General features: G+C 74.3%; 20 protein-coding genes, 1 tRNA gene and 1 pseudogene. 5 read left to right on the top strand and 17 right to left on the bottom strand.

Going from position 1 to position 20,444, the window contains the following annotated elements; all coding sequences use genetic code 11:
* Window positions 1-3: 3 nt before the first annotated feature.
* The 6 genes from GA0070616_RS27025 to GA0070616_RS27050 all read right to left on the bottom strand — a co-directional run bounded on the left by GA0070616_RS27025 (window position 4) and on the right by GA0070616_RS27050 (window position 4,671).
* Window positions 4-336, bottom strand: coding sequence for a small basic family protein (locus GA0070616_RS27025; protein ID WP_091089400.1), 333 nt, complete (start codon window positions 334-336; stop codon window positions 4-6).
* Window positions 333-1,271 carry a DUF881 domain-containing protein gene (locus GA0070616_RS27030; protein ID WP_091089404.1) on the bottom strand — a complete coding sequence of 313 codons (939 nt, stop codon included), beginning with the start codon at window positions 1,269-1,271 and terminating at the stop codon, window positions 333-335. Before GA0070616_RS27030 ends, GA0070616_RS27025 begins: the two co-directional genes overlap by 4 nt.
* The gene (gene clsA / locus GA0070616_RS27035; protein ID WP_091089409.1) at window positions 1,268-1,894 is read right to left on the bottom strand and encodes a cardiolipin synthase ClsA; all 627 of its coding nucleotides are present in this window, start codon (window positions 1,892-1,894) and stop codon (window positions 1,268-1,270) included. Before clsA ends, GA0070616_RS27030 begins: the two co-directional genes overlap by 4 nt.
* Before the next feature lie 287 nt (window positions 1,895-2,181).
* A complete protein-coding gene (locus GA0070616_RS27040; RefSeq protein ID WP_091089413.1) occupies window positions 2,182-2,640 on the bottom strand; it encodes a MarR family winged helix-turn-helix transcriptional regulator in 459 nt (152 codons plus the stop codon).
* Between the two features lie 55 nt (window positions 2,641-2,695).
* Window positions 2,696-3,865: a PP2C family protein-serine/threonine phosphatase gene (locus GA0070616_RS27045; protein WP_091089416.1), complete on the bottom strand. Its 1,170-nt coding sequence runs from the start codon at window positions 3,863-3,865 to the stop codon at window positions 2,696-2,698.
* A gap of 59 nt (window positions 3,866-3,924) precedes the next feature.
* Complete coding sequence (locus GA0070616_RS27050; RefSeq protein ID WP_091089419.1) at window positions 3,925-4,671, bottom strand: SAM-dependent methyltransferase; 747 nt, start codon at window positions 4,669-4,671, stop codon at window positions 3,925-3,927.
* Window positions 4,672-4,788: 117 nt separating this feature from the next.
* Between GA0070616_RS27050 and GA0070616_RS27055 the strand changes: the two genes are divergently transcribed.
* From GA0070616_RS27055 to GA0070616_RS27065, 3 genes are read left to right on the top strand one after another with little or no spacing between them, the layout of a single operon-like run.
* Complete coding sequence (locus GA0070616_RS27055; RefSeq protein ID WP_091089423.1) at window positions 4,789-5,709, top strand: universal stress protein; 921 nt, start codon at window positions 4,789-4,791, stop codon at window positions 5,707-5,709.
* Window positions 5,710-5,753: 44 nt separating this feature from the next.
* Window positions 5,754-5,966 (top strand): phosphatidylethanolamine-binding protein, encoded by a 213-nt coding sequence (locus tag GA0070616_RS27060; RefSeq protein WP_091089427.1) that lies wholly within the window; start codon window positions 5,754-5,756, stop codon window positions 5,964-5,966.
* Complete coding sequence (locus GA0070616_RS27065) at window positions 5,963-6,442, top strand: hypothetical protein (RefSeq protein ID WP_091089430.1); 480 nt, start codon at window positions 5,963-5,965, stop codon at window positions 6,440-6,442. The genes GA0070616_RS27060 and GA0070616_RS27065 overlap by 4 nt, the downstream gene beginning before the upstream one ends.
* 30 nt (window positions 6,443-6,472) lie before the next feature.
* On the opposite strand, the gene GA0070616_RS27070 is transcribed toward GA0070616_RS27065, so the two are convergent.
* The gene (locus GA0070616_RS27070) at window positions 6,473-6,676 is read right to left on the bottom strand and encodes a hypothetical protein (RefSeq protein WP_091089432.1); all 204 of its coding nucleotides are present in this window, start codon (window positions 6,674-6,676) and stop codon (window positions 6,473-6,475) included.
* A gap of 134 nt (window positions 6,677-6,810) precedes the next feature.
* On the opposite strand from GA0070616_RS27070, the gene GA0070616_RS27075 reads away from it, so the two are divergent.
* Complete coding sequence (locus GA0070616_RS27075; protein ID WP_091089436.1) at window positions 6,811-7,458, top strand: hypothetical protein; 648 nt, start codon at window positions 6,811-6,813, stop codon at window positions 7,456-7,458.
* 6 nt (window positions 7,459-7,464) lie between these two features.
* Here GA0070616_RS27075 and GA0070616_RS27080 read toward each other — a convergent pair whose 3' ends face one another.
* The 10 genes and pseudogenes from GA0070616_RS27080 to GA0070616_RS27125 form a co-directional block, all read right to left on the bottom strand.
* Entirely contained in the window at window positions 7,465-7,650 is a 186-nt protein-coding gene (locus GA0070616_RS27080) for a hypothetical protein (RefSeq protein WP_091091787.1), read from the bottom strand.
* A gap of 94 nt (window positions 7,651-7,744) precedes the next feature.
* On the bottom strand, window positions 7,745-7,942 hold the full coding sequence (locus GA0070616_RS27085) for a hypothetical protein (RefSeq protein ID WP_091089439.1): 198 nt from the start codon (window positions 7,940-7,942) through the stop codon (window positions 7,745-7,747).
* A 102-nt stretch (window positions 7,943-8,044) separates the two neighbouring features.
* On the bottom strand, window positions 8,045-9,802 hold the full coding sequence (selB, locus tag GA0070616_RS27090) for a selenocysteine-specific translation elongation factor (RefSeq protein WP_091089443.1): 1,758 nt from the start codon (window positions 9,800-9,802) through the stop codon (window positions 8,045-8,047).
* Window position 9,803: 1 nt separating this feature from the next.
* The gene (gene selA / locus GA0070616_RS27095; protein ID WP_091089446.1) at window positions 9,804-11,105 is read right to left on the bottom strand and encodes an L-seryl-tRNA(Sec) selenium transferase; all 1,302 of its coding nucleotides are present in this window, start codon (window positions 11,103-11,105) and stop codon (window positions 9,804-9,806) included.
* Window positions 11,106-11,117: 12 nt separating this feature from the next.
* Window positions 11,118-11,213: transfer RNA gene (locus GA0070616_RS28395), tRNA-Sec, on the bottom strand.
* Between the two features lie 39 nt (window positions 11,214-11,252).
* Window positions 11,253-12,341: an NrfD/PsrC family molybdoenzyme membrane anchor subunit gene (gene nrfD / locus GA0070616_RS27100; protein WP_091089450.1), complete on the bottom strand. Its 1,089-nt coding sequence runs from the start codon at window positions 12,339-12,341 to the stop codon at window positions 11,253-11,255.
* Complete coding sequence (locus GA0070616_RS27105; RefSeq protein ID WP_091091791.1) at window positions 12,338-13,252, bottom strand: 4Fe-4S dicluster domain-containing protein; 915 nt, start codon at window positions 13,250-13,252, stop codon at window positions 12,338-12,340. Before GA0070616_RS27105 ends, nrfD begins: the two co-directional genes overlap by 4 nt.
* 5 nt (window positions 13,253-13,257) lie before the next feature.
* A pseudogene (gene fdh, locus GA0070616_RS27110) lies at window positions 13,258-16,530 on the bottom strand (formate dehydrogenase); the annotation flags it as partial.
* Between the two features lie 778 nt (window positions 16,531-17,308).
* Window positions 17,309-18,010: a hypothetical protein gene (locus tag GA0070616_RS27120; protein WP_091089459.1), complete on the bottom strand. Its 702-nt coding sequence runs from the start codon at window positions 18,008-18,010 to the stop codon at window positions 17,309-17,311.
* Between the two features lie 193 nt (window positions 18,011-18,203).
* Window positions 18,204-19,310: a DUF3626 domain-containing protein gene (locus GA0070616_RS27125; RefSeq protein ID WP_245712914.1), complete on the bottom strand. Its 1,107-nt coding sequence runs from the start codon at window positions 19,308-19,310 to the stop codon at window positions 18,204-18,206.
* Window positions 19,311-19,433: 123 nt separating this feature from the next.
* Here GA0070616_RS27125 and GA0070616_RS27130 point away from each other — a divergent pair, with 123 nt between their 5' ends.
* A complete protein-coding gene (locus GA0070616_RS27130) occupies window positions 19,434-20,279 on the top strand; it encodes an MEDS domain-containing protein (protein ID WP_175440219.1) in 846 nt (281 codons plus the stop codon).
* Window positions 20,280-20,444 lie beyond the last annotated feature (165 nt).

Consider the following 20,444-nt stretch of genomic DNA (forward strand, 5'->3'; position numbering starts at 1 on the left):
AACCTACGCCCGGAACAGGTGTCGACGAATCGCCGCCACATTCCCGAAGATCCGCACCCCGAGCACGACCACCACACCGGTCGACAACTGCCCGCCCACGCCCAACTGGTCGCCCAGATACACGATCAACCCGGCCACCAGCACGTTCGATATGAACGACACCACGAACTGCTTGTCATCGAAGATCCGGTCCAGCTTCGCCCGCACCCCACCGAACACCGCGTCCAACGCCGCCACCACCGCGATCGGCAGGTACGGCTGCAACGCCGCCGGCACCGTCGGATCGAACCACAGCCCGAGGACCACACCGGCCAACAGGGCCAGCACCGCGATCATCGACCACCTCCGGAGGGACTGGCAGACGCCCCCGGACCGGACGGCCGGGGACTGACGGAACGATCGCCGCCCGACGGTGACGAACTCGGACTCACCGAGGGCTCCGCGTAGCGTAGCCGCGGCTCCGGAGCCGCCGGCAGGGTGAGGTCGTCGACCTCCCGTACCCCGAACGACAAGCCCGTCTCCTGCGCCACCTTCCGCATCGTCAACGCACTACGACTGCGCCCGTACCGCTGGGCCATCGACCCCGGCCCGATCGCCGACACCTCGTACGGCCCGGTCACCGGACGGAAGTCCACCAGGATGGCCTGCCCCGCCGACCGGATCGTCGACGTGGCCGTCAGGCGCTGCCCGTTGATCGCGATCGCCTCGGCCCCCGCGGCCCACAGGTCGTTCGCCACCCCCTGCAGGTCGCTGTAGATCACCCGCGACGGGCCCACTCCCGCGCCCGTCACCACGTCAGGATTGCCCGGCGCGTCCGCCAACCGCACCAGCACCCCGTCCCCCCGCACGCGACCCAACCCGGTGGCGGCCTCCAACTCCCGCAGCCGCGCCGCCTGCGACCCCGTCAACGCCGCCTCCCGCTGCCGGCTGACCTCCGTACGCAGCTGGTCGGCGCGCTCCGACAACGCGTCCGTCTCCCCCTGCCGCTGCTTGATCTGCGCCACCAGGCCCGAGCGTGCCTGCGCCCGCCCCGGCTCGTCGGCCATCGCCTGCCGGTACGCCACCGCGAACAGGAAACCCAGCACCACGATCACCACGAGGCTCACCGTGCGCACCGACCAGCCCCGCCACCCGGCGGGACGGTCGTCGTCGCGCCGCGCTGCCGTCGCCTCCGCGTAGCCGGGCTCCAACGGGTTGCGGAACAGCTCGGTGAGGAAGTCCGGGGCGTACACCCGGTCCGTGCGCCGGCCGGGTCGCGGGTCTCCGCTCATGCCGCCCCTCCCCCGTCCCGGACCGCGCGGACCAGGCGGACGGTCTGCACGACGTACATCACGCCGGCCACCCAGTAGAGCACCAGACCCCACCACGCCAGACCCCAGCCCACCGCCGCGGCCACCGTCGCCACGTCGGGGACCACGGCCGCCACGAGCAGGACGGGGAACGCCCCCAGCAGCAGAAAGGTGGCGGTCTTACCGACGTAGTGCACCGGCGGTGGGCCGTAGCCGTGGCGGCGCAGCACCGCCAGCGAGCCGAGCAGCAGCATCTCCCGGAACAGCAACGCCGCCGTGAACTGCCACGGAACCACCTCACGGATGGTGAAGGCCACGAGGGTGGCGAGGATGTAGAGCCGGTCGGCCAGCGGGTCCAGCAGTTCACCGAGGCGGCTGACCTGCCGCATCCGGCGGGCGACCCAGCCGTCCACCCAGTCGGTGGTGCCACCGACGGCCAGCACGACGACCGCCGCCACGTCGGCGTGCGCGACCAGCAACAGCCACAGGAACAGGGGCACGCCGAGCAGTCGCCCGAAGCTGATCAGGTTCGGCAGGGTGAACACCTGGTCGCTGATGCCGGCGGTGCCTGCCGGATCTGTTGCCCGAGCCGGCCGACGCGACACCGAACCTCCTCCGCGACGCGCTTCCGCCGCGCCCGGTCAGGTACGGACGCGCGGAGGGTCGTACGCGCTGTCGGCCGGCTCGACGCCGGCGCCCGCTGCGATCCCGGACCGGGACCTCCCCCTCGGCTCGCCGACCCCGTCGGTGATCACGTGGTGGCGAGCTGCGCTGCCACTATATCGGGCCGATCCGAGCGGCCTGGTCCTGAGCTTTTCCCGCTGGTGGTGTGTTTGCCTGTCGTGTGGTGAGTGTCACCACCGCTAGGGCGTCCTAGGATGGAACTGTCCGGTCAGGCCGGCCAGCCGGGGGTGTCCCTGGCTTGGTCACCGGACGCGGCCTGGGCGAACGCCGCGAGCGCCGTCAACAGCTCGCGCTGCGCGTGGGGCGGCATCCGGTCCAGCACCGACTGCACCGCCCGGTGCCGACGGGCCGTCAGCTCCCCCAGCAGCTCCTGCGCGGCGCTCGTGGGCACCAGCCGCACCTCACGGCGGTCCCGCGGATCGACCACCCGCCGCAGCAGGCCGATGGCCTCCAGCCGGTCACACAGCCGGCTCGCCGAGGAGGGCACCACGTCCAGCAGCTCGGCCAGCCCGTTGACGTTGAGCTGAGGCCGGCTACTGACCAGGGACAGCACCCGAAGCTGCGTCGGTGACACGGTCAGCTGGTGACGGGAGGCCGCCGACTCGAGCACGCCGACCAGCGCCGCTGCCGCGTCGTCGATCGCCGCGGCGAGATCCGGTGCTTCCACGCGGCGTCCCCTGCCATCGTTGCGCTGGTGTCCGGTCCCGGCCACCGCCCCCGGCTCACCTGTCGCCGAAACCACGCCAGTCCAGGCAGACGACGACCGCGTCGTCGTGCAGGTCACCCGTCGCGTGGAAGGCGCGCAGTTCGCGCAACACCGTACCAACCGCCTCCGTCGGCGGTTGCAGACGCGTTGCCCTCATCGCACGGGTCATCGCCCGGTCGCCGTACGGCTCGGCCCCACTCGGATCAGCCGCCCAGACCCCGTCCGACACGACGAACAGCCGGTCCCCCGGCTCCAGCGTGAACTCCTGCACCTCGTACCGGGTCTCGGCGAACATGCCCAGCGGCAACTGCTGGTCCAACGGGATCCGCCGCACCGCCGCACCGCGCAGCCGCCACACGTGCGGCGAACCGGCGTCCACCGCCCGCACCCGGCCCGTCGCGCAGTCGACCTCCAGCAGCAGGGTCGCCACGTGCCGACGCCCCCGGTGCTGGTAGTAGACCGTGTCGGAGGCAAGTTCCGCCTGCTCCACGAGGCCGCCACCGGAGCGCCGGGCGTTACGCATCGCGTTGACCACCAGCGCCGTCAACATCGCCGCGGACAGGCCGATGCCGTCGCCGTTGAGGGCCGTGACGGTGAGCCGGTCGTCGTCGAGGGACCAGTCGAAGTGGTCGCCGCCGACCGTGTAGGCCGGCTCCAGCTGACCACCCAGGCGGAACGCGGCATGGTCCACGCTGCGCCCCGGCAGCAGCTCCCACTGCATCTCGGCGGCCATGCTGAGCCGCTCACGCCGACGGGCCCGCCGGTAGCGGTCGGTCTCCCGGTCCGCCGCGCGCAGTGCCACCGCGAGATCACCGGCAACGTCCACGGCCCACTCCGTCACCGAGTCGCCCGGCGGCGCGGGCAGGTCGACGGTGAACACACCGAGCCGCTCGCCGCGCACCGACAGCGGCAGGTGCAGTCGACAGACCCCGTCGACGCCGGTGTCCAGGATGGGCTCCTGGCTGCTGAAACACCGCTGTGCCGCACCCCGCTGCGCCAGTGGCGCCCCGTCGGGGCGGTCCGCGTCGAGCACCGGCCACAGCCCCGTGCTCCGGTAGTCGGCCAGCAGCACCTCGGTGCGCGACGCGCCGACGGCGGCGCGGACGACCCGATCGGCCACCTCCACCACCCGGTCGGGCGGGGCCGCCCGCAGGGCACGGGAGACCGCCGGGGGCACCTGCGACATGACAGCCTCCGAACATTTGCCGTAAGGCAAACATCATACGGAGGCGGGTGACACCCCGATCACCCGGTCGACCGCACGGCGATCCCGCCGTGGAACGCGTCCGGCACCGCCGGCACCGGGCCCTCCGGACGCCACCGGGTCACCGGCACGATGCCGTCCCGCGTCGGTGTCCACCGCCCCAGCAGCGGACGAAACGACGACGGCGACCGCATCCGGAACTGCGGCCCCATCATCGCCAGGGCCTGCGGATACCCCGCCAGCTCCTCCGTGTCGAAGTCGATCGCCAGGTAGCTGCCCGGCGCGACCGCCTCGTACAGTTCGTCGAGGGTACGGGTGAGCGTCGCGTCGTCGAGGAACGCGGCCAGGCCCAGGAACACCACCCCCACCGGCCGTCGGCCCCAACCCGACAGGAACCGGTGCAGCTGCGCCCGGTCGATCGTGCCGAAGTCGGTGGCATCGCCGAAACCGTAGCCGGCCCGGTCACTGCCGGCGAGGATCCGCTGCCCGAGGCGGATCGTCACCGGGTCGACGTCGGTGTAGAGCACCGTCGCCTCCGGCGCGGCCTCGTGCACGTTGCCCATCGTGGGCACGCCCCCACCGAAGACCAGGAAACCGTCCACCCCCGTCGCCGCGATGGCCCCCACGGCCCGGCCGAGGAAGGCGCGCAGCTCCCGGAACACCGGCGCGCACGGGCCGTACGCCTGCTCGAACGCCCGCGCCGCCGCGACGTCGACCGGGAAGTGGTGCCTCCCGCCGAGCCAGTGGTCGATCATCCGCGCGGTACTGGGCTGGTCCGGCTCCTGCATCGACGACGTCCTCTCCCCGAAATCGTCGTCAGCGTACCCAGCACGACGCCTGCCGCGGTATCGCCGCGCGGGCGGGGTCCCGGCGGCGATACTGGGCACGGCGGCGGGAGGTGATCGGTGAACTCGGCGAACGGTGCGGCGGTCGTGGTCGGCGTGGACGGCTCGGAGTCGGCCCTGCGGGCCGTGCGGCTGGCCGCCACGGAGGCACACCGCCGCCACCGCGCACTGCGGGTGGTGCACGGCTTCATCTGGCCGCTGCTGCACTCACCGATCCATCCGGCCACCGAGGGGCCACCCGGCGGAGGGCTGCGCCACCAGGCCGAACAACTGGTCCTCACCGCCGTCACCGAAGCCGAGCAGGCGTCCCCCGGCCTGCGCGTCACCGGCGAGATCATCGACGGCGAGGCCGCCGCCGTGCTGGTGGGCGAGGCGCCCACCGCCGCGATGATCGTCCTCGGTGACCGTGGGCTCGGCGGCTTCTCCGCGCTGCTGGTCGGCTCCGTCGCCGTCCAGGTCGCCGCGCACGCCGACTGCCCCGTGGTCGTGGCGCGCGGCACCGCCCGCACCGACGGACCCGTCGTCGTCGGCGTCGACGGCTCCGAGCTGTCCCTCGCCGCAGTCGGGTTCGCCGCCGAGACGGCCGCGCTGCGCGACGCGCCCCTGGTGGCCCTGCACGCCTACCGGCACCCCGTGTCCACCGGCCCCGGCGACATCCAGCCCCTGGTGTACGACGAGTCGGAACTGCGCGCCGACGAGGAGCGGGCGCTGGCCGAGACCCTCGCCGGAATCGGCGAACGGTACCCCCGACTGCCGGTCACCCGGGAGCTGGTGCGCGGGCGGCCCGCGAAGGTCCTCGCCGAGGCGTCCCGCCGCGCCCAACTGCTGGTCGTCGGCGGTCAGGGACGCGGTGAGCTGAGCGGGCTGCTACTCGGCTCCGTCAGCCAGTCGGTGCTGCACCACGCCGACTGTCCGGTGGCGGTGCTGCGCACACCCCCGGTGACCCCCGACGGTGGGGTTGGTCCCGGCGAGGGCGGGTAGACGGGCGCGTACCCGCACGGGCACGACGACCGGAGGAGGCAGCGATGCCAGGACCACGGCCGGGCAGCAACGCGTACGACAAGCAGCGGGCGCGGATCCGCAACGCGATCGACGAGTCGGGCCGGCGCGTGCCCGACCACAAGGCCGACGACGTCGCCAACCGGATCCTGCAGGACGACCGGGGGCAGCGGGGCTTCGCCCGGGGCGACCGGGCGTACGGGCCCAAGAGCGGCCGCGAACCCGGCGACCCGAAGTGAGGGCCGGTCACCTGGCCGACGGCGCCGTCGCGGGCGCCGTCGGCAGCACCGCGCTGAACGCCGTGAGCTACCTCGACATGGTGCTGCGGGCCCGGGCGGCCAGCAGCACCCCCGAGGAGAGCGCCCGGCGGTTGGCCGGGCTCGCCCACGTGGACCTGGGGCCGGAGGACCGGGCGGCCCACCGCCGCTCGGGTCTCGGGCCGCTGCTCGGCTACGGCCTGGGCCTGGCCGCAGGTGTCGGTTTCGCGGCCCTGACCAGGGGGCGGAGGATGCCGCTGACCCTGGCCACCGCCCTGCTCGGCGGTGGCGCGATGACCATGGCGGACGGGTCCATGACCCTGCTCGGGGTGACCGATCCGCGGCAGTGGCGGCGGGTCGACTGGCTCGCCGACCTGCTACCGCACCTGGCGTACGGGATGGCGGCCGCAGCCACCTGGAACCGGCTGCGGCCGCCCACGTCGGGCCGGAGGCGTTAGCCCCGGTCGCCGTCGACAGTGGCCGGGGCGTCAGTCCCGGCCACTGTCGTCACTGGCCACCGGCTCCTCCGTCGGACCGTACGGCGACACCTGCCCCTCGGGAACCGGCCGACCCGTGTCACCGGTCGAGTGGCCCCGGTTGCGGGGCTGGGCCCCGGGCCCGGGACCCTTGTTGTCCTGGGTGTTGGCGCCCCTGGCGTTGCGTCGGAACTCCTGCTGCTGCGGATTCGTCACGGCTGTACTCCCTCCGGGTGGACGGCACGGCACCGCCGCGTGCCACCGGCGGCTTACCCGCCGCTGTCGGGGGCATGCCGGGCCCACCCACGGCGGGGAGGGCTATCCGGCCGCGAGCCGGGTAACCCCGGACCGTGGGCGACGACCGGAACGTGGCCAGGGTCCTACTGGACCGGCGGGGACACACGTACGCGCAGGAGGCGGGCATCACGCTCGCCGACCGGCCCGCCCCGCTGTACCAGTTGCTGGTGCTGACCACCCTGCTGAGCACCCGGATCCGGGCGCAGGTGGGGGTGGCGGCAGCGCGGGAACTGTTCGCCGCCGGCTACCGCACCCCCCAGGCGATGGAGGCGGCGAGCTGGCAGGACCGCGTCGACGCCCTCGGCCGCGGCCACTACCGGCGCTACGACGAACGGACCGCCACCATGCTCGGCACCGGGGCGCGGCTGTGCCTGGAGCGCTGGCACGGTGACCTGCGGCGGCTGCACCGCGCCGCGGGCAACGACCCGGCGTCGCTGCGCCGGCTCCTCACCGGGTTCCCGGGTATCGGTCCCACCGGCGCGGACATCTTCCTACGCGAGGTCCAGGCGGTGTGGCCGGACCTGCAGCCGTACGCCGACAAGCGGGCGGTGGCCGGGGCGCGGCGACTCGGCCTGCCCGCCACCCCGGACCGGCTGGCCGACCTCGTCGACGACACCGAGTTCGGCCGGTTGGCCTCCGCACTGGTGCGGGTGGCGTTGGGCGAGGACTCCCCCGCCGAGATCAGCCGCACCGCCCGCTGAGCAGGGTCACTTGGTGGTGGTGCCACCCGGCTTGGTCAGGTGCCACACGAGCAGAGCCGCCGCCAGGGCGAGCACGACCAGCCCACCGGACAGGCCGCCCTCCTCCTCGGGTCCCCGACCGGCGGTGCCGAAGTAGATCACCGCCAGGCCGGCGAGCACCGTCAGGAACGTCCGCAACCCTCGGTCCTTCACGTACCGCACCGTACGGACGACGGAGCCGGCCGGGACGGGTTTCGCAGCCGGTGTCGCCCGACCGGGCGACGGCTCAGCCCGACCGGGCGACCGCTCAGTCGGTCTCCAGGTCGTCGAGGGAGATGCGGTGCGACATCAGCCACCGGGCCAGCGCGGACATGCCGAACAGCCACAGCGGCGCGGACTCGGTGGTGCCGTTCGTCGCGAACACGGCGAACCGCAGGTCGGGGGCCCGGTACGCCTCGATGCGCCACCGGTGCTGCTTGTCCCGCCAGATCGCGGACGGATCCATGCCGTCACGGTAGGGGCGGCGCCCCCGCCCGCGCGGCCCGATCGGCTCAACCTGCCGGCACGAACCCGCTGACGTGCCGACGACCGCCGGGGGGCCGCGACCTCAACCGGCGACGACCTCCCGGGCGTCGCCGGGCAGCCGGCGGGTCACCCCACGCCGGTCCAGCAGCTCCAACAGCGGCACCGCCACCCGCCGGGTGGTGCCCAACGCCTGCCGGGCCGCGCTGAGGGTGAACGGCTGCGGCAGCCCGGCCAGCACCGCCGCCGCCCGTTCGGGCACGCCGGGCAGCAGCACCACCGCGTCGGCCAGCCGCAGCAGCGCCCCCGCCCGCACCGCCGCGCCGATCTCCCGGGGGCCGAGGCCGAACTCGCGGAGCCGGTCGGCCTCGGGGGCCCGGAACGGCTGGTCGGCGTATGCGGCGCGCAACCGTGCCACCGCCCGGGCCACCGGTTCGGGTAGCGCGTCGGCGCCGACGGTGCTGATCCGCCCCTGCGCCAGCCGCAGCGGTGGGCGGACCAGGGCCTCGACCAGGTGACGGTCCGGAAGGTCCAGGCGTCGGCGCAGCGCCTCGACCGGGGCGCCCGGTTCGAGGGGGTGGTCCCGGGCGTACCGGTCGACCTCGACGGCCAGCCGGTCGCCGAGTTCCCGCCAGTGGTCGGGGTCGGCCAGCCAGTCACCGGTCACCGGCTGCCCCGCGACCGGCACCCCCGCGCGACGCAGGTCGGTGGCGCGGGCCAGGCCCCGCCGGCGCAGCTCACCGGCCAGGTCGGGGCAGCCGTCGAGGGTCGCCAGCAGGGCCGCCCGGTCCGCGGCGGCGCCTCGCCGGGTCAGCGGCGGCGGGGACACGTCGAGGACGGTCACCCCGCCGGCGACGTGGTGGCGGCCCGGGTCGCGTAGCAGCGCCCGGTCCCCCAGGCGCAGCGGCAGTGGGCGGGCCAGCCGCAGCCGGCAGGTGTCCCCGCCGAGCGGGCGTACGCGCACCGCCACGGCGGCCGACCCGACGTGCAGGGTGAGGGTCGCCGGCAGGTCCGCCACGGGGTCGCCCACCACCCGCACGTCGACCAGGGCGGTGCGGCCGAACCCGTCGGGGGTGAGCAGCGCGTCGCCGCGTCGCAGCCGGTCCCGGGGCACACCGCGCAGGTTGACCGCCACCCGGGCCACCGCCGCCACCTCCGGTCGCGGCGAGCCGAGGCGGTGCAGGCCCCGCACCCGCACCCGCTCACCGGATCCGGCCAGCTCCACCTCGTCGCCGACGCGCAGCCGGCCACCACCGAGAGTGCCGGTGACGACGGTGCCGGCACCCCGCACCGTGAAGGCGCGGTCCACCCACAGCCGCACCGGCGGACCGGCGTCGGGGGCGGGCAGCCGGTCGGCGAGCCGGTCCAGCGCGGCGCGCAGCCCCGGCAGGCCCGCGCCGGTGACGGCGCTGACCGCGACGGCCTCGACGCCGCCGAGCGAGGTGGCGGCCACCTCCGCGCGCCCCCGGGCCAGGGCCGGCCCCGGGTCGGCCAGATCCGACCGGGTCACCACCAGCAGTCCGTACGCCACGCCCAGCGCGTCCAGCGCGGCCAGGTGCTCGGCGGACTGCGGCATCCACCCCTCGTCGGCGGCCACCACCACCAGCGCGGCGGGAGCGGGGCCGACCCCGGCCAGCATGTTCGGCACGAACCGCTCGTGGCCGGGCACGTCGACGAACGCCACGGTGCGCCCCGAGGGCAGGTGCGTCCAGGCGAAGCCGAGGTCGATGGTCATGCCCCGGCGTCGTTCCTCGGCCCAGCGGTCGGGTTCCATCCCGGTCAGGGCCCGCACCAGGGTGGACTTGCCGTGGTCGACATGCCCGGCGGTGGCCACCACGAACATGTCAGGTGGCCCCGGTGACGGCCAGCACGGCGGCGCGTACCGCCTCGTCGGCGGCGGCGGGCACGCCCCGCAGGTCCAGCAGCAGCCGGCCCCGCACCACCCGGCCCAGCACCGGCGGGTCACCGAGGCGCAGCGGCGCGGCGTACCGCTCGGGCAGCGCGAGGGCCCAGGAGGCCAGCTCGACGCCGGGTGCGCCGCCCCCACCGACGACGGCCACGGCGGGCACCACCTCGGCCGCGCAGCCGTCGGCGACCAGGCTTTCGCGCAGCCGGTCGGTGCGCACCCGCAGGTCGCCCGGGTCGGTGTGCAGGGCCGTGTGGGTGGGGGTGGCCGGGCCGCCGAGGGTGGCGGTCAACGCGGCCAGGGTCAGCTTGTCGACCCGCAGCGCCCGCGCCAGGGGATGCCGACGCAGCCGGTGCACCAGGTCGGCCTGGCCGAGCAGCAGCCCCGCCTGGGGGCCGCCGAGCAGCTTGTCACCGCTGGCGGTGACCAGGGCCGCCCCGGCGCGCAGGGTGGTCGCCGCGTCGGGTTCGTCGGGCAGCAGCGGGTCGGGGGCGAGCAGTCCGGAGCCGATGTCGACGACCACCGGCACGCCCAGCGTGGCGAGGTCACCCACGGGCACGGCGGCGGTGAAGCCGGTGACCCGGAAGTTGGACGGGTGCACCTTCAGCACGAACCCGGTGCGGGGGCCGACCGCGGCGGCGTAGTCGGCGAGGGTGGTGCGGTTGGTGGTGCCGACCTCGCGCAGTCGGGCGCCGGTGCTGGTGAGCAGGTCGGGCAGGCGGAACCCGTCGCCGATCTCCACCAGTTCGCCGCGGCTGACGACGATCTCCGCGTCGGCGGCGAGGGCGGTCGCGGCGAGCGCCAGGGCGGCGGCACCGTTGTTGACCACGTGCACGGCCGCCGCGTCGGGCACGGCGGCGGCGAGCGCGGCGACGGCGTCGCGGCCCCGCCGGGCCCGCCGGCCGGTGTCGAGGTCCAGTTCGACGTCGGTGTGCCCGGCGGCGGCGACCAGGGCGGCCACGGCCGCGTCGGACAGCGCGGCCCGGCCGAGGTTGGTGTGCAGCAGCACCCCGGTGGCGTTGACCACCCGGCGGGGCAGCGGCGGCGGCAGGGCGGCCAACGCGGCGTCGCGTACCCGATCGGGGGTGATCTCGCCGCGCCGGGCGCGGGCCTGGGCGGCCCGGACGGCGGCCTTGACCCGGTCGCGGCCGACGGTGCCGGCAGCCGCCGTGAGGGCGGGATCGGCGAGCAGGACGTCGGTGCGCGGCACCCGGCGTCGCGGATCGTCGCCCACTGTCATCCCTCCGCACGCTGGCGGAGACGGACGGGAATCGAACCCGCCTGGCCCGGATCCCGGACCACACCGGTGTTGAAGACCGGGAGGGGCACCAGCCGCCTGAACGCCTCCACGCAGCATTTGACCACAGGGCCGGGTGCGGCGGTGCGGCTACCCCGTCGGCCCGGCCGCCCGCCGGGCGAGACGTTCCCGCTGCGGGAGCACCACGTATCTCGGGTCCGTGGCGGAGATGATCCCCGCGTGGAACACGCCGAACCGGGTGGCCAGCGACGCGGCGAGCAGCGCCGCGCCGGACGCCGCGGACAGCAGTCGGCTGCGCCGGCCGAGCAGTGCCCCGGCCACCCCGACGGCGGTCAGCGCCCGGCCCGCGCGCAGCAGCCGGCCCGCGCGGCCCGTGCGGTAGGGCTCGCTGAGCAGGCCGAGGCGGGTCTCCACCTGGTGCGCGCCGGCCAGTTCCAGGGCCGCGCCGGCCACCGCCATCCGCCGGGCGGGCCCGGCCTGCCCGGGCGGCACGGCGAGCAGCCCCACACCGGCGCCACTGGCCAGGGCACTACCCGCGAAGATCACCGGCAGGTGGGGGTAGGCCTCGTGCCACGACGGCACGGCCGTGTCAGCCAGCAGCACCCCGGTGTACGTGGCCAGGGCCGGCGCGGTCACCGCCGCCGCCAGCCCCGCGGCGTGCCCGACGGGTGGCAGCAGTCGGCGGGCCACACCGGGGGCACCCCGTGCCGGCAGCCACGCCGCCGCCTCGGCGACCGCCGCGATCCCGGCCGCCGGGCCGTACGCGGTGAGGATCCACGTGCCGACGGACATCGGCGAGGTCGGCTTGGCGACCCGCAGCATGTGGTGGAACCGCTCGGGACGCCCCAGGTCGCTGACCAGCAACGCGGCGCTGGCGGTGACCGCGCCGAGGGCGGTGACCCGACCGGCGCGGCGCAGCGCGGCACGACCGGTGAGCTGCCCACCCGCCGCGAGCAGCGACGAGCCGGCGGCCAGCCCGCCGGTGAACAGGTACGCGGCGATCTCCCACGTCCAGACGGGCGCCTTGAGGATCGGCCGCCCGTAGTACGAGGTGAACTCGGCCGGCGGCACGGCGAGTTCCTCGCCGCCACGGCGGCCGTCCCGGAACCGGCGGAAGCGGTCGCCGACGGGCGGACGGTGCGTGCCACCTGCCGCGTCGGCCGACAGACGGTCGGGCCCGTGACCCCCGTCGGCGGCGGGCCGACCGGCGGCGCTCACGACGACCCGCCCACGAAGGCGGCGACGGCCGCCGCCGCCATGGCCAGGGCGGCCAGCCCGGCGCGTCGCCACATCCGGGGCAGGTCCCGGGTGGTCACCACCGGGTCGGGTGGCAGGCCGTACACCTCGGGCTCGTCGAGCAGCAGGAAGAACGCCCCGTCGCCGCCCACCCCGTCGGTGGGGTCGTTGCCGTACAGCCGGGCCTGCGACACGCCCCGCTCGTGCAGGACGGCCACCCGCGAGTCGGCGCGCTCGCGCAGCTCGTCGAGGGGCCCGTACTGGATGGACTCGGTCGGGCAGGCCTGCGCACAGGCCGGGGTCAGGCCGGCGCCGACGCGGTCGTAGCACAGGGTGCACTTCCACGCCCGACCGTCGCCCTGCCGCTTGTCGATCACCCCGTACGGGCAGGCGGAGACGCAGTAGCCACAGCCGTTGCAGATGTCCTCCTGCACCACCACCGTGCCGAACTCGGTGCGGAACAGCGACCCGGTGGGGCAGACGTCCAGGCAGGCCGCGTGGGTGCAGTGCTTGCACACGTCCGACATCATCAGCCAGCGGAAGTCGGTGCGTCCGTCGGCGTCGCCGGTACGCCCGGGCGGCTGCGCGCCGGGCATGCCGAGGAACTGTGTCGTCGTGCCCGCCGGAGCCGGGTGGGCGGGACGGGACTGCTCCACGAACGCCACGTGTCGCCACGAGTTGGCCGTCAGCGCCCCGGTGTTGTCGTACGACATGCCGAGCAGGTCCAGCCCGGAGCCCGGCACGTCGTTCCACTCCTTGCAGGCCACCTCGCACGCCTTGCAGCCGATGCACACGCTGGTGTCGGTGAAGAAGCCCATCCGGGGTGGCGCGGCGGACCAGCCTGCCTCCGGGGCCGGGTCCAGCGGCCCGGACAGGCTGTTGGGGTCGGGGATCACAGGTCGCCTCCGTCGGTGCCGGTGGCCGCCGGGCCGGGGGTGACCGTGGGCGCGGGACCGCCCGGCACCAGGCCCGCGCGGCGACGGTAGTCGGCCACCAGGTCGCGCAGGGCCGCGCCGGTGGGCCGGCGGCCGGGACGTACGTCGCAGGTGCCGACCTTGCTCTCCTGGATCAGCACGTTCGGATCGCAGGTGATGCCGAACAGGTCGTTGGCCGAGTCGCCGGTGACCAGCCCCTCGAACCCGAAGTGGTACGGCAGCCACACCTGGTGGATGACCCGCCCGTCCACCCGCAACGGGGTGAGCCGGGCGGTGACCAGCACCCTCGCCTCGATGACCGCCCGGCCGCTGACCAGGTGCGCCCAGCCCAGGTGGGCCAGCCCGACCTGGGCGGCCAGCTCCGGGGAGACCTCCACGAACATCTCCGGCTGCAACTCGGCGAGCGGACGCACGGTGCGGCTCATCCCGCCGGCGGTGTGGTGTTCGGTGAGCCGGCTGACCGTGAACACGTACGGGAAGACCTGACTGTGTTCCTGCGGCGGACTGGGGTTCACCGAGTTGACCGGATGGTCGTACACCTTGCGGGTCGGGTTGGCCTGCGGGGCGTACAGCGGGTTACGCACCGGCGACTCCGCCGGCTCGTAGTGGGTGGGCAGCGGGCCGTCGAGCACCCCGCTCGGCGCGTACAGCCAGCCCTTGCCGTCGGCCTGCATGACGAACGGGTCGTCGCCGGCGATCCCCGCCGGGCCCGTGGCACCGGCCGGCGGCCGGTAGGAGGGTGGTTTCGTCCGCTCGAAGTCCGGCACGTCGTAGCCGGTCCACTCCCCGGCCTCCTCGTCCCACCACACGTACCGTTTGCGGTCGCTCCACGGCCGCCCCTGCGGGTCGGCGGAGGCCCGGTTGTAGAGGATGCGCCGGTTCGCCGGCCACGCCCAGCCCCACTCGGCGGCCACCCAGTTCTGCTCGTGCCCCGGCTTGCGGCGGGCCGCCTGGTTGACGCCGTCGGCGTACACCCCGGCGTAGATCCAGCAGCCGACGGCCGTGGACCCGTCGTCGCGGGCCTGCGCGAACGACGACAGCGGCCGGCCGGTGGCGACGTCGTACCCGTTGATCTCGCGCAGCACCGCCTCGGCGTCGGGTTCGTCGTGCGGGCCGTGCGTGGGATAGTGCCACGCCAGGTCCAGCAGCGCCCGGTCCCGGGGCAACGTCGAGCCGGCCAGCTTCTCCCGCAGCCGCAGCCCCAGGTGGTAGAAGAACCACAGCTCCGAGCGGGCGTCGCCCGGCGGGTCGACGGCCTTCTCCCGCCACTGCACCAACCGCTGCGTCTGGGTGAAGGTGCCCTCCTTCTCCACGTGGGAGGCCGCCGGCAGGAAGAACACCTCCGTGCGGCACTCCTGCGGCACGATCTCCCCGGTGGCGACCTCGGGCCCGTTGCGCCAGAATGTCGCCGACTCGATCAGGAACAGGTCGCGGACCACCAGCCAGTCCAGGTTGGCCATGCCCAGGCGCTGGGCCCGGCCGTGCGCCGAGCCGACGGCCGGGTTCTGACCGAGCAGGAAGTAGCCCTTCACCTTGCCGTCGATCATGTTGAGCACCTGCTGGTAGGTGCCGTGGTCGCCGGTCATCCGGGGCAGGTGGCCGTAGCAGAAGTCGTTGTCCGGTGTCGCCGCGTCCCCCCAGTACGCCTTCAGCAGGCTCGCCGCGTACGCACGGGCGTTGCCCCAGAAGCCCTTCTGGCCGGGGTGGCGGATGCTGTCCACCCAGTCGTCGAAGGTCTCGTGCTTCGCGTGGTGCGGCATCGGCAGGTAGCCGGGCAGCAGGTTGTACAGGGTCGGGATGTCGGTGGACCCCTGGATGCTGGCGTGTCCGCGCAACGCCAGGATGCCCCCGCCGGGGCGGCCCATGTTCCCCAGCAGCAGCTGGATGATCGCCCCGGTGCGGATGTACTGGACCCCGACGGAGTGCTGCGTCCACCCCACCGAGTAGATCAGCACGCCGGTACGCTCCCGGCCGGAGTTCGCCGCCCAGGACTGTGCGAACTCCAGGAACGCCTCCCGACCGATGCCGCAGACCCGCTCCACCATCTCCGGCGTGTAGCGGGCGAAGTGCCGTTTGAGGATCTGGTAGACGCAACGCGGATGTTGCAGCGTCTCGTCGCGTTCCACGTCGCCGTGCACCGGCGGTCCGTGCGACTCGTGCCGCAACCCGGCGGCGGTGTCGCGCTCGTCGGCGGTGTGCCCGCTGCCGGAGTCGCTCTCGTGGCCGGCGTACTGCCAGCTGTCCTGCTGGTAGCTGCCCGTGGCCGGGTCGAACCCGGAGAAGTACCCCGCGCCGTCCTCGGTGTCGACGAACTGCTCACTGACGATCGTCGCCGCGTTGGTGTAGGCCAGCACGTACTCCCGGAAGTCCAGCTCGTTGTCGAGGATGTGCCGGACCACCCCGCCGAGCAGGGCGATGTCGCTGCCCGCGCGGATCGGCAGGTGGACGTCGGCCTTCGCGCTGGTGCGGGTGAACCGCGGGTCGACGTGGAACACCTTCGCGCCGCGCCGTTTCGCCTCCATCACCCACTGGAAACCCACCGGGTGGGCCTCGGCCATGTTCGAGCCCTGGATGACGATGACGTCAGCGTTCGCCACGTCCTGCTGGAAGTCCGTCGCACCACCGCGACCGAAGCTGGCCCCCAGACCGGGGACGGTGGCGGAGTGTCAAATCCGGGCCTGGTTCTCGATCTGGAGCGCCCCCATGGCGGTGAACAACTTCTTGATGAGGTAGTTCTCCTCGTTGTCCAGCGTCGCCCCGCCCAGGCTGGAGATGCCGAGCGTCCGGTTCAGCGGCCTGCCCTCGGAGTCGACGTCCTCCCACGTCTGCGCGCGGGCGGCGAGGATCCGGTCGGCGATCATGTCGAGCGCCGTGTCGAGGTCCAGGTCCTCCCAGTCCGTCGCGTACGGCCGCCGGTAGCGCACCGTGGTCTGTCGCAGCGGGCTGCTGACCAGGCTCCTGCTGGCCGAGCCCTTCGGGCACAGCCGGCCACGGGAGATCGGGGAATCCGGGTCGCCCTCGATCTGGGTGACCTGACCGTCGGTGACGAACACCCGCTGCCCGCAACCGACCGCGCAGTACGGGCACACCGATCGGGCCACCCGGTCGGCGGTCTCGGTGCGTGCGGTCAGCGCGGCGCTGCGGGCCGACTGCGCCGCCGCGCCCCGCCCCAGCGGGTCGGTGCCGGTGAGCTGCCGGTAGACGGGCCAGCCCTCGATGAAGGTCCGCAGACCCATCGGCGCACCCCCTCCCGGCTCGTCCCAGTCGACCTTAGGACAGGAGGTCATCCGGCCGCGACCCGAGCCGCCGATCCGGTACGCACACAGCACCGCCCCGAGCCTGACGGCTCGGGGCGGCACCGGTGTCGGTGTGCAGGTCGCCTCTCGGCGAGTGGCGCGACGCGGCTCCAGCCGGACGGTATTCCGCGTCGGCATTGTGGTGAGGCCCGGGGACACTGGACACACCGACGGTCGGTACAACCCACCGACCGCGTCTGTTATTTCCCACCCGCCGGGGATTCACTCCTGTCCGCCACCCGGTTTACCGGAGCCGCCTCTGGTGGGCACCAGGCCCGGGGGCTGGCAAGCGCGTTCCGCGCCCCGGGCTGTCTCGCCTGCCCGAAACTGCCGGTCCACTTCCCCACGGCCAGCAGAGCCGGTGCGGCGTTCCTCGTCATGATCGGCGCGACCCCCGCCGTCATCTTCTCCCCGGCAGCGCCGGCCCGGGCCGGCGGATGACGCGAGCCCTACGGTCACCGGGCATCGTGGTGCTGGTGCCGCTGGTGGTCAACCGGCAGGATGACGGAGCCGGGTGACAGGACACCGGGCGGGCGTCGGAGGGGTCGGTCTTCGTGGTTCAGCAGCGCCCTGGCAGCGGCCGAAGCAGAGGGCGACGCCCAGGCCCAGGCGGCAGCTCACCTCAACATCACGGGTGGCCTCGTCCGCCAGAGCCGCCGCACCTGCCGGCCCCGGGTGCGGGGCCGGCAGGTGCGGCGAAGGTGTCATCAGAAACGGGTCACCAGAGCTGGGAGACGATGTCGGCCGCCTGCTCCTCCCACTGCGCGTAGTGGAACGGGTAGGCCGAGACCTGCACCGTCTGCGCCGCAGTGGTCAGTGGCAGGTCCTGCCAGCCGCCGACGTTCTTGAGAGCCTCGAAGAACTTCGTCGACGCGTACTCGGGATCGGTGATCTGCTCCTCACTGCCCCAGCCGCTGGACGGCCGCTGCTGGAACAGTCCCTGGGAGTCGTGGTCGTTGTACGCACCCAGGTGACCGAGGTTGTACAGCTTCGACTCCTGCAACGCGGTCGCGATGCCGATCACGGCACCCCGCTCACCGACACCGGTGTCCTTGGCCACCTCGATGATGGTCTTCGCGTTCTGCCGCTGGGCGTCGTCGAGCGGGATGCGCGACTGCGCACCCTGCACCCCGTGCGGGATCAGGTCCGCGCGGTTGGGCCTGCCCTGCGCCGGCTCGCCGGCGGCACCGCCGGCGGTCAGACCCGACTCGACGGTGCTGCCGGTCGCGGCCCGCCCGGTGGCCCGGTCGATCGCCGCCACGGCACCCTCGTGGGGGCCGGCGGTGATCGGCGCGGCGACGGCGCTGGGCCCGAAGGCCAGGCCGCCGAGCACGGCCACACCCGCCACGCTCAGCGCGGCCCTGCGGTTCGTCACTTCCTGCGCGATGGCCGGGAGCCATCGAGCGAAGTCGGACCTCACGATGGTTGCCCTTTCGATCGTGCGAGCCGCTCCGGTCTGAGCCGCTCTCGGGGGATCCGGCGTCTCGGCCGGGTTCAGCCGCGCCGGTACGGGGGACACAACCCGGGCGGTCTGTCGGGCATTCCGGAACTGACCCGCAGCAGGCGAAATGCGACACCGCTCACCCCGGCAACCCGACATCAGGGCCCGGACGTCACCGACGTGCGTGCGGGGTGCCGAACCGCACCAGGACGTGCCAGAGCTGCTTGAGCTGTTGCAGGGTGAACGCCGCCGGCCCCCGGTCGGCCCAGCGGTCCGGTTCGGTCACCACCGACCCGGCCGCCAGCCCGATCAACGCCGCGTCCAACGGCGCACCGGGGCGGCCGAACTCACGGTGCACCCGGACGGCCAACGGCGGGATGTCCGGGCCGCGGAACTCGGCGTCGACGGCATCCACCGGCAGGGCGAAACCGGCGTGCCAGCGCAGCGGGAGGTCGTGTCGGCGGGCCGCCTCAGCCAGCGTCGCACCCACCCGCGTGCCACGGAAGGACGGGTCCACCACCAGGCACTCGACGTCGCGGTCCAGCCGCAACTCGCCGTGGACCTGCGCCTCGACGTAGTCGTCCAGCGCCCGGCCCGGCAGGTCGCCCGTCGGCTCCCCGCTCCGCAGCAGGTGGCGGACCAGGGTGCGCACGTCCGTCCCCGGCCGGCCCAGGCACGTCCCCGTGGCGGCGGTCGCAGCCAGCAGGGCGGCCAGCACCGGTTCGAACCGCTCGACCGTGCCCAGGTCGGCCGGCCCGAGGTGACTGTCACCGAAGCTGAACGTGGCGCGGGTCAGCACGTGCGGGCGCAGCCGCAGGTGGCAGGATCCGAAACGGGGGCAGGCCCCGTCGGGATGGTCGAGCAGGTTGAGCCCGCCGTACTTGGGCCGTTCGGCGGGGCGTACCCCGGGAACCTGGTAGGCGCCCCCGAACATGGCAGCCTCCCAGCGGTCCCGGTCGCCACCCGGACGGGCGGTCAGCCCACCGTTGGAGATCCCCGTCTCGAACTGGCTGCGGTACACGCCCTCGGCCGCGAGCGCTCCGGCGACCGTGCGACGGTCGGCGAGCAGCCGGTCGGGGTGGAAGTTCACGGTGATCCGCCCGCACCGGCTGATCGCCGCGACCAGCCGCTGCGGCTCGTGGCGCACATCGCAGCCGGCCAGCGCGCCGGTGATCGCGGCAACTGCGGCGGGGCGGTCCCGCGACGCCACCGCGCGGACATGCGCGACGGCAGCGCGCTGCGCGGGCGTCAGGGCTGCGCCCCGGTGGGCTCGGTGCACGACGTGCAGTGTCGCCACGCGCCGACATCCGGCGCAATCCGGATTCCGTTCGCCGCAGCGGGCTCGTGCCGTTGGCCGGGGCCGGGGATACAGTGGGGAACGCTGACCGGAAGGCGGTGCGTGGTGACCGCTGTGCTGGTCGACCAGGTGAGACTCGGCGACCACGTCTGCTGGACGTACGACGACGAGAGCGACGCGCTCGCCGCCGTCGGTCGTTTCGCCGCCACCGGGCTGCGCCTGGGGCAGCGGGTGATCTGCCTGCTCGACACGCTGGCCCCGACCGCGGTACGCGACGCGGTGGGCGGGCCCGCCGACAGCGCGTACCCCGAGGGGCGGCTGCGCCTCCTGCCCGCCACACAGGGCTACCGCACCCACGGGCCCTTCCTTCCCGACCGGCTGATCACGCTGCTGGCCGGGGAGATCGCCGCAGCGCAGCAGGAGGGTGCCACCGGGCTGCGGCTGGTCGGCGACCTGGCCCCGGTGCTGCGCGACGGCACCCCACATGAAGACCTGTGCCGCTACGAGGCACAGGTGAACGGCCTGTTCCCCGACGGCGGGGTGGCCGGGTTGTGTCTCTACGACCGGAGGTGCTTCCCCGCCGACTGGCTGCGGGCGGTCGCCGCCGCACACCCGGCGACGGTGGGGCCCGACACGGCCCGCTCGTGGACGCCGCTGCTGCGGGCGTACCGGACCACGGACCCGCCCGGGCTGCGGCTGGTGGGGCAGGTCGACACGAGCAACCGAACGGCGTTCGCCGCCGTACTGGCCGACGCGGTGCGGCGAGGGCCGGCGGACCACCCGGTGGTGCTGGACCTCTCCGGGATCAGCTTCGTCGACGTCGGGGCGGCTCACCTGCTGGCCGAGGCCGGCAGAGGCGGGCGCGGCGTGCGCCTGACCGGTTGCCGGCCGTCGACACGGCGGCTGCTCGATCTGGTACGCGCCACCGACCCCACCGGGCTGCCGGCATGACGACGCCGGACACCTCCGTCCACGAGGGACTCCTCTACCTCGGTCGGCAGGGCCTGCTGGCGGGTGTCCTGCCGTTCGTCGTCGACGGTCTCGCCGCCGGCGAGCCGGTGCTGGTGGCGATGCCCGAGCCGCATCTGGTGCTGGTGCGCTCGGCCGTGAGGGCCC

The sequence above is a fragment of the Micromonospora nigra genome (genome assembly GCF_900091585.1).
In the GTDB taxonomy this organism is placed as follows: Bacteria; Actinomycetota; Actinomycetes; order Mycobacteriales; family Micromonosporaceae; genus Micromonospora; species Micromonospora nigra.

Coding starts and splice junctions, on each gene's coding strand:
- GA0070616_RS27025 (WP_091089400.1), bottom strand. CDS start 336: ATGATCGCGGTGCTGGCCCTGTTGGCCGGTGTGGTCCTCGGGCTGTGG.
- GA0070616_RS27045 (WP_091089416.1), bottom strand. CDS start 3,865: ATGTCGCAGGTGCCCCCGGCGGTCTCCCGTGCCCTGCGGGCGGCCCCG.
- GA0070616_RS27050 (WP_091089419.1), bottom strand. CDS start 4,671: ATGCAGGAGCCGGACCAGCCCAGTACCGCGCGGATGATCGACCACTGG.
- GA0070616_RS27030 (WP_091089404.1), bottom strand. CDS start 1,271: ATGAGCGGAGACCCGCGACCCGGCCGGCGCACGGACCGGGTGTACGCC.
- selA (WP_091089446.1), bottom strand. CDS start 11,105: ATGACAGTGGGCGACGATCCGCGACGCCGGGTGCCGCGCACCGACGTC.
- GA0070616_RS27085 (WP_091089439.1), bottom strand. CDS start 7,942: ATGGATCCGTCCGCGATCTGGCGGGACAAGCAGCACCGGTGGCGCATC.
- GA0070616_RS27060 (WP_091089427.1), top strand. CDS start 5,754: ATGCCAGGACCACGGCCGGGCAGCAACGCGTACGACAAGCAGCGGGCG.
- selB (WP_091089443.1), bottom strand. CDS start 9,802: ATGTTCGTGGTGGCCACCGCCGGGCATGTCGACCACGGCAAGTCCACC.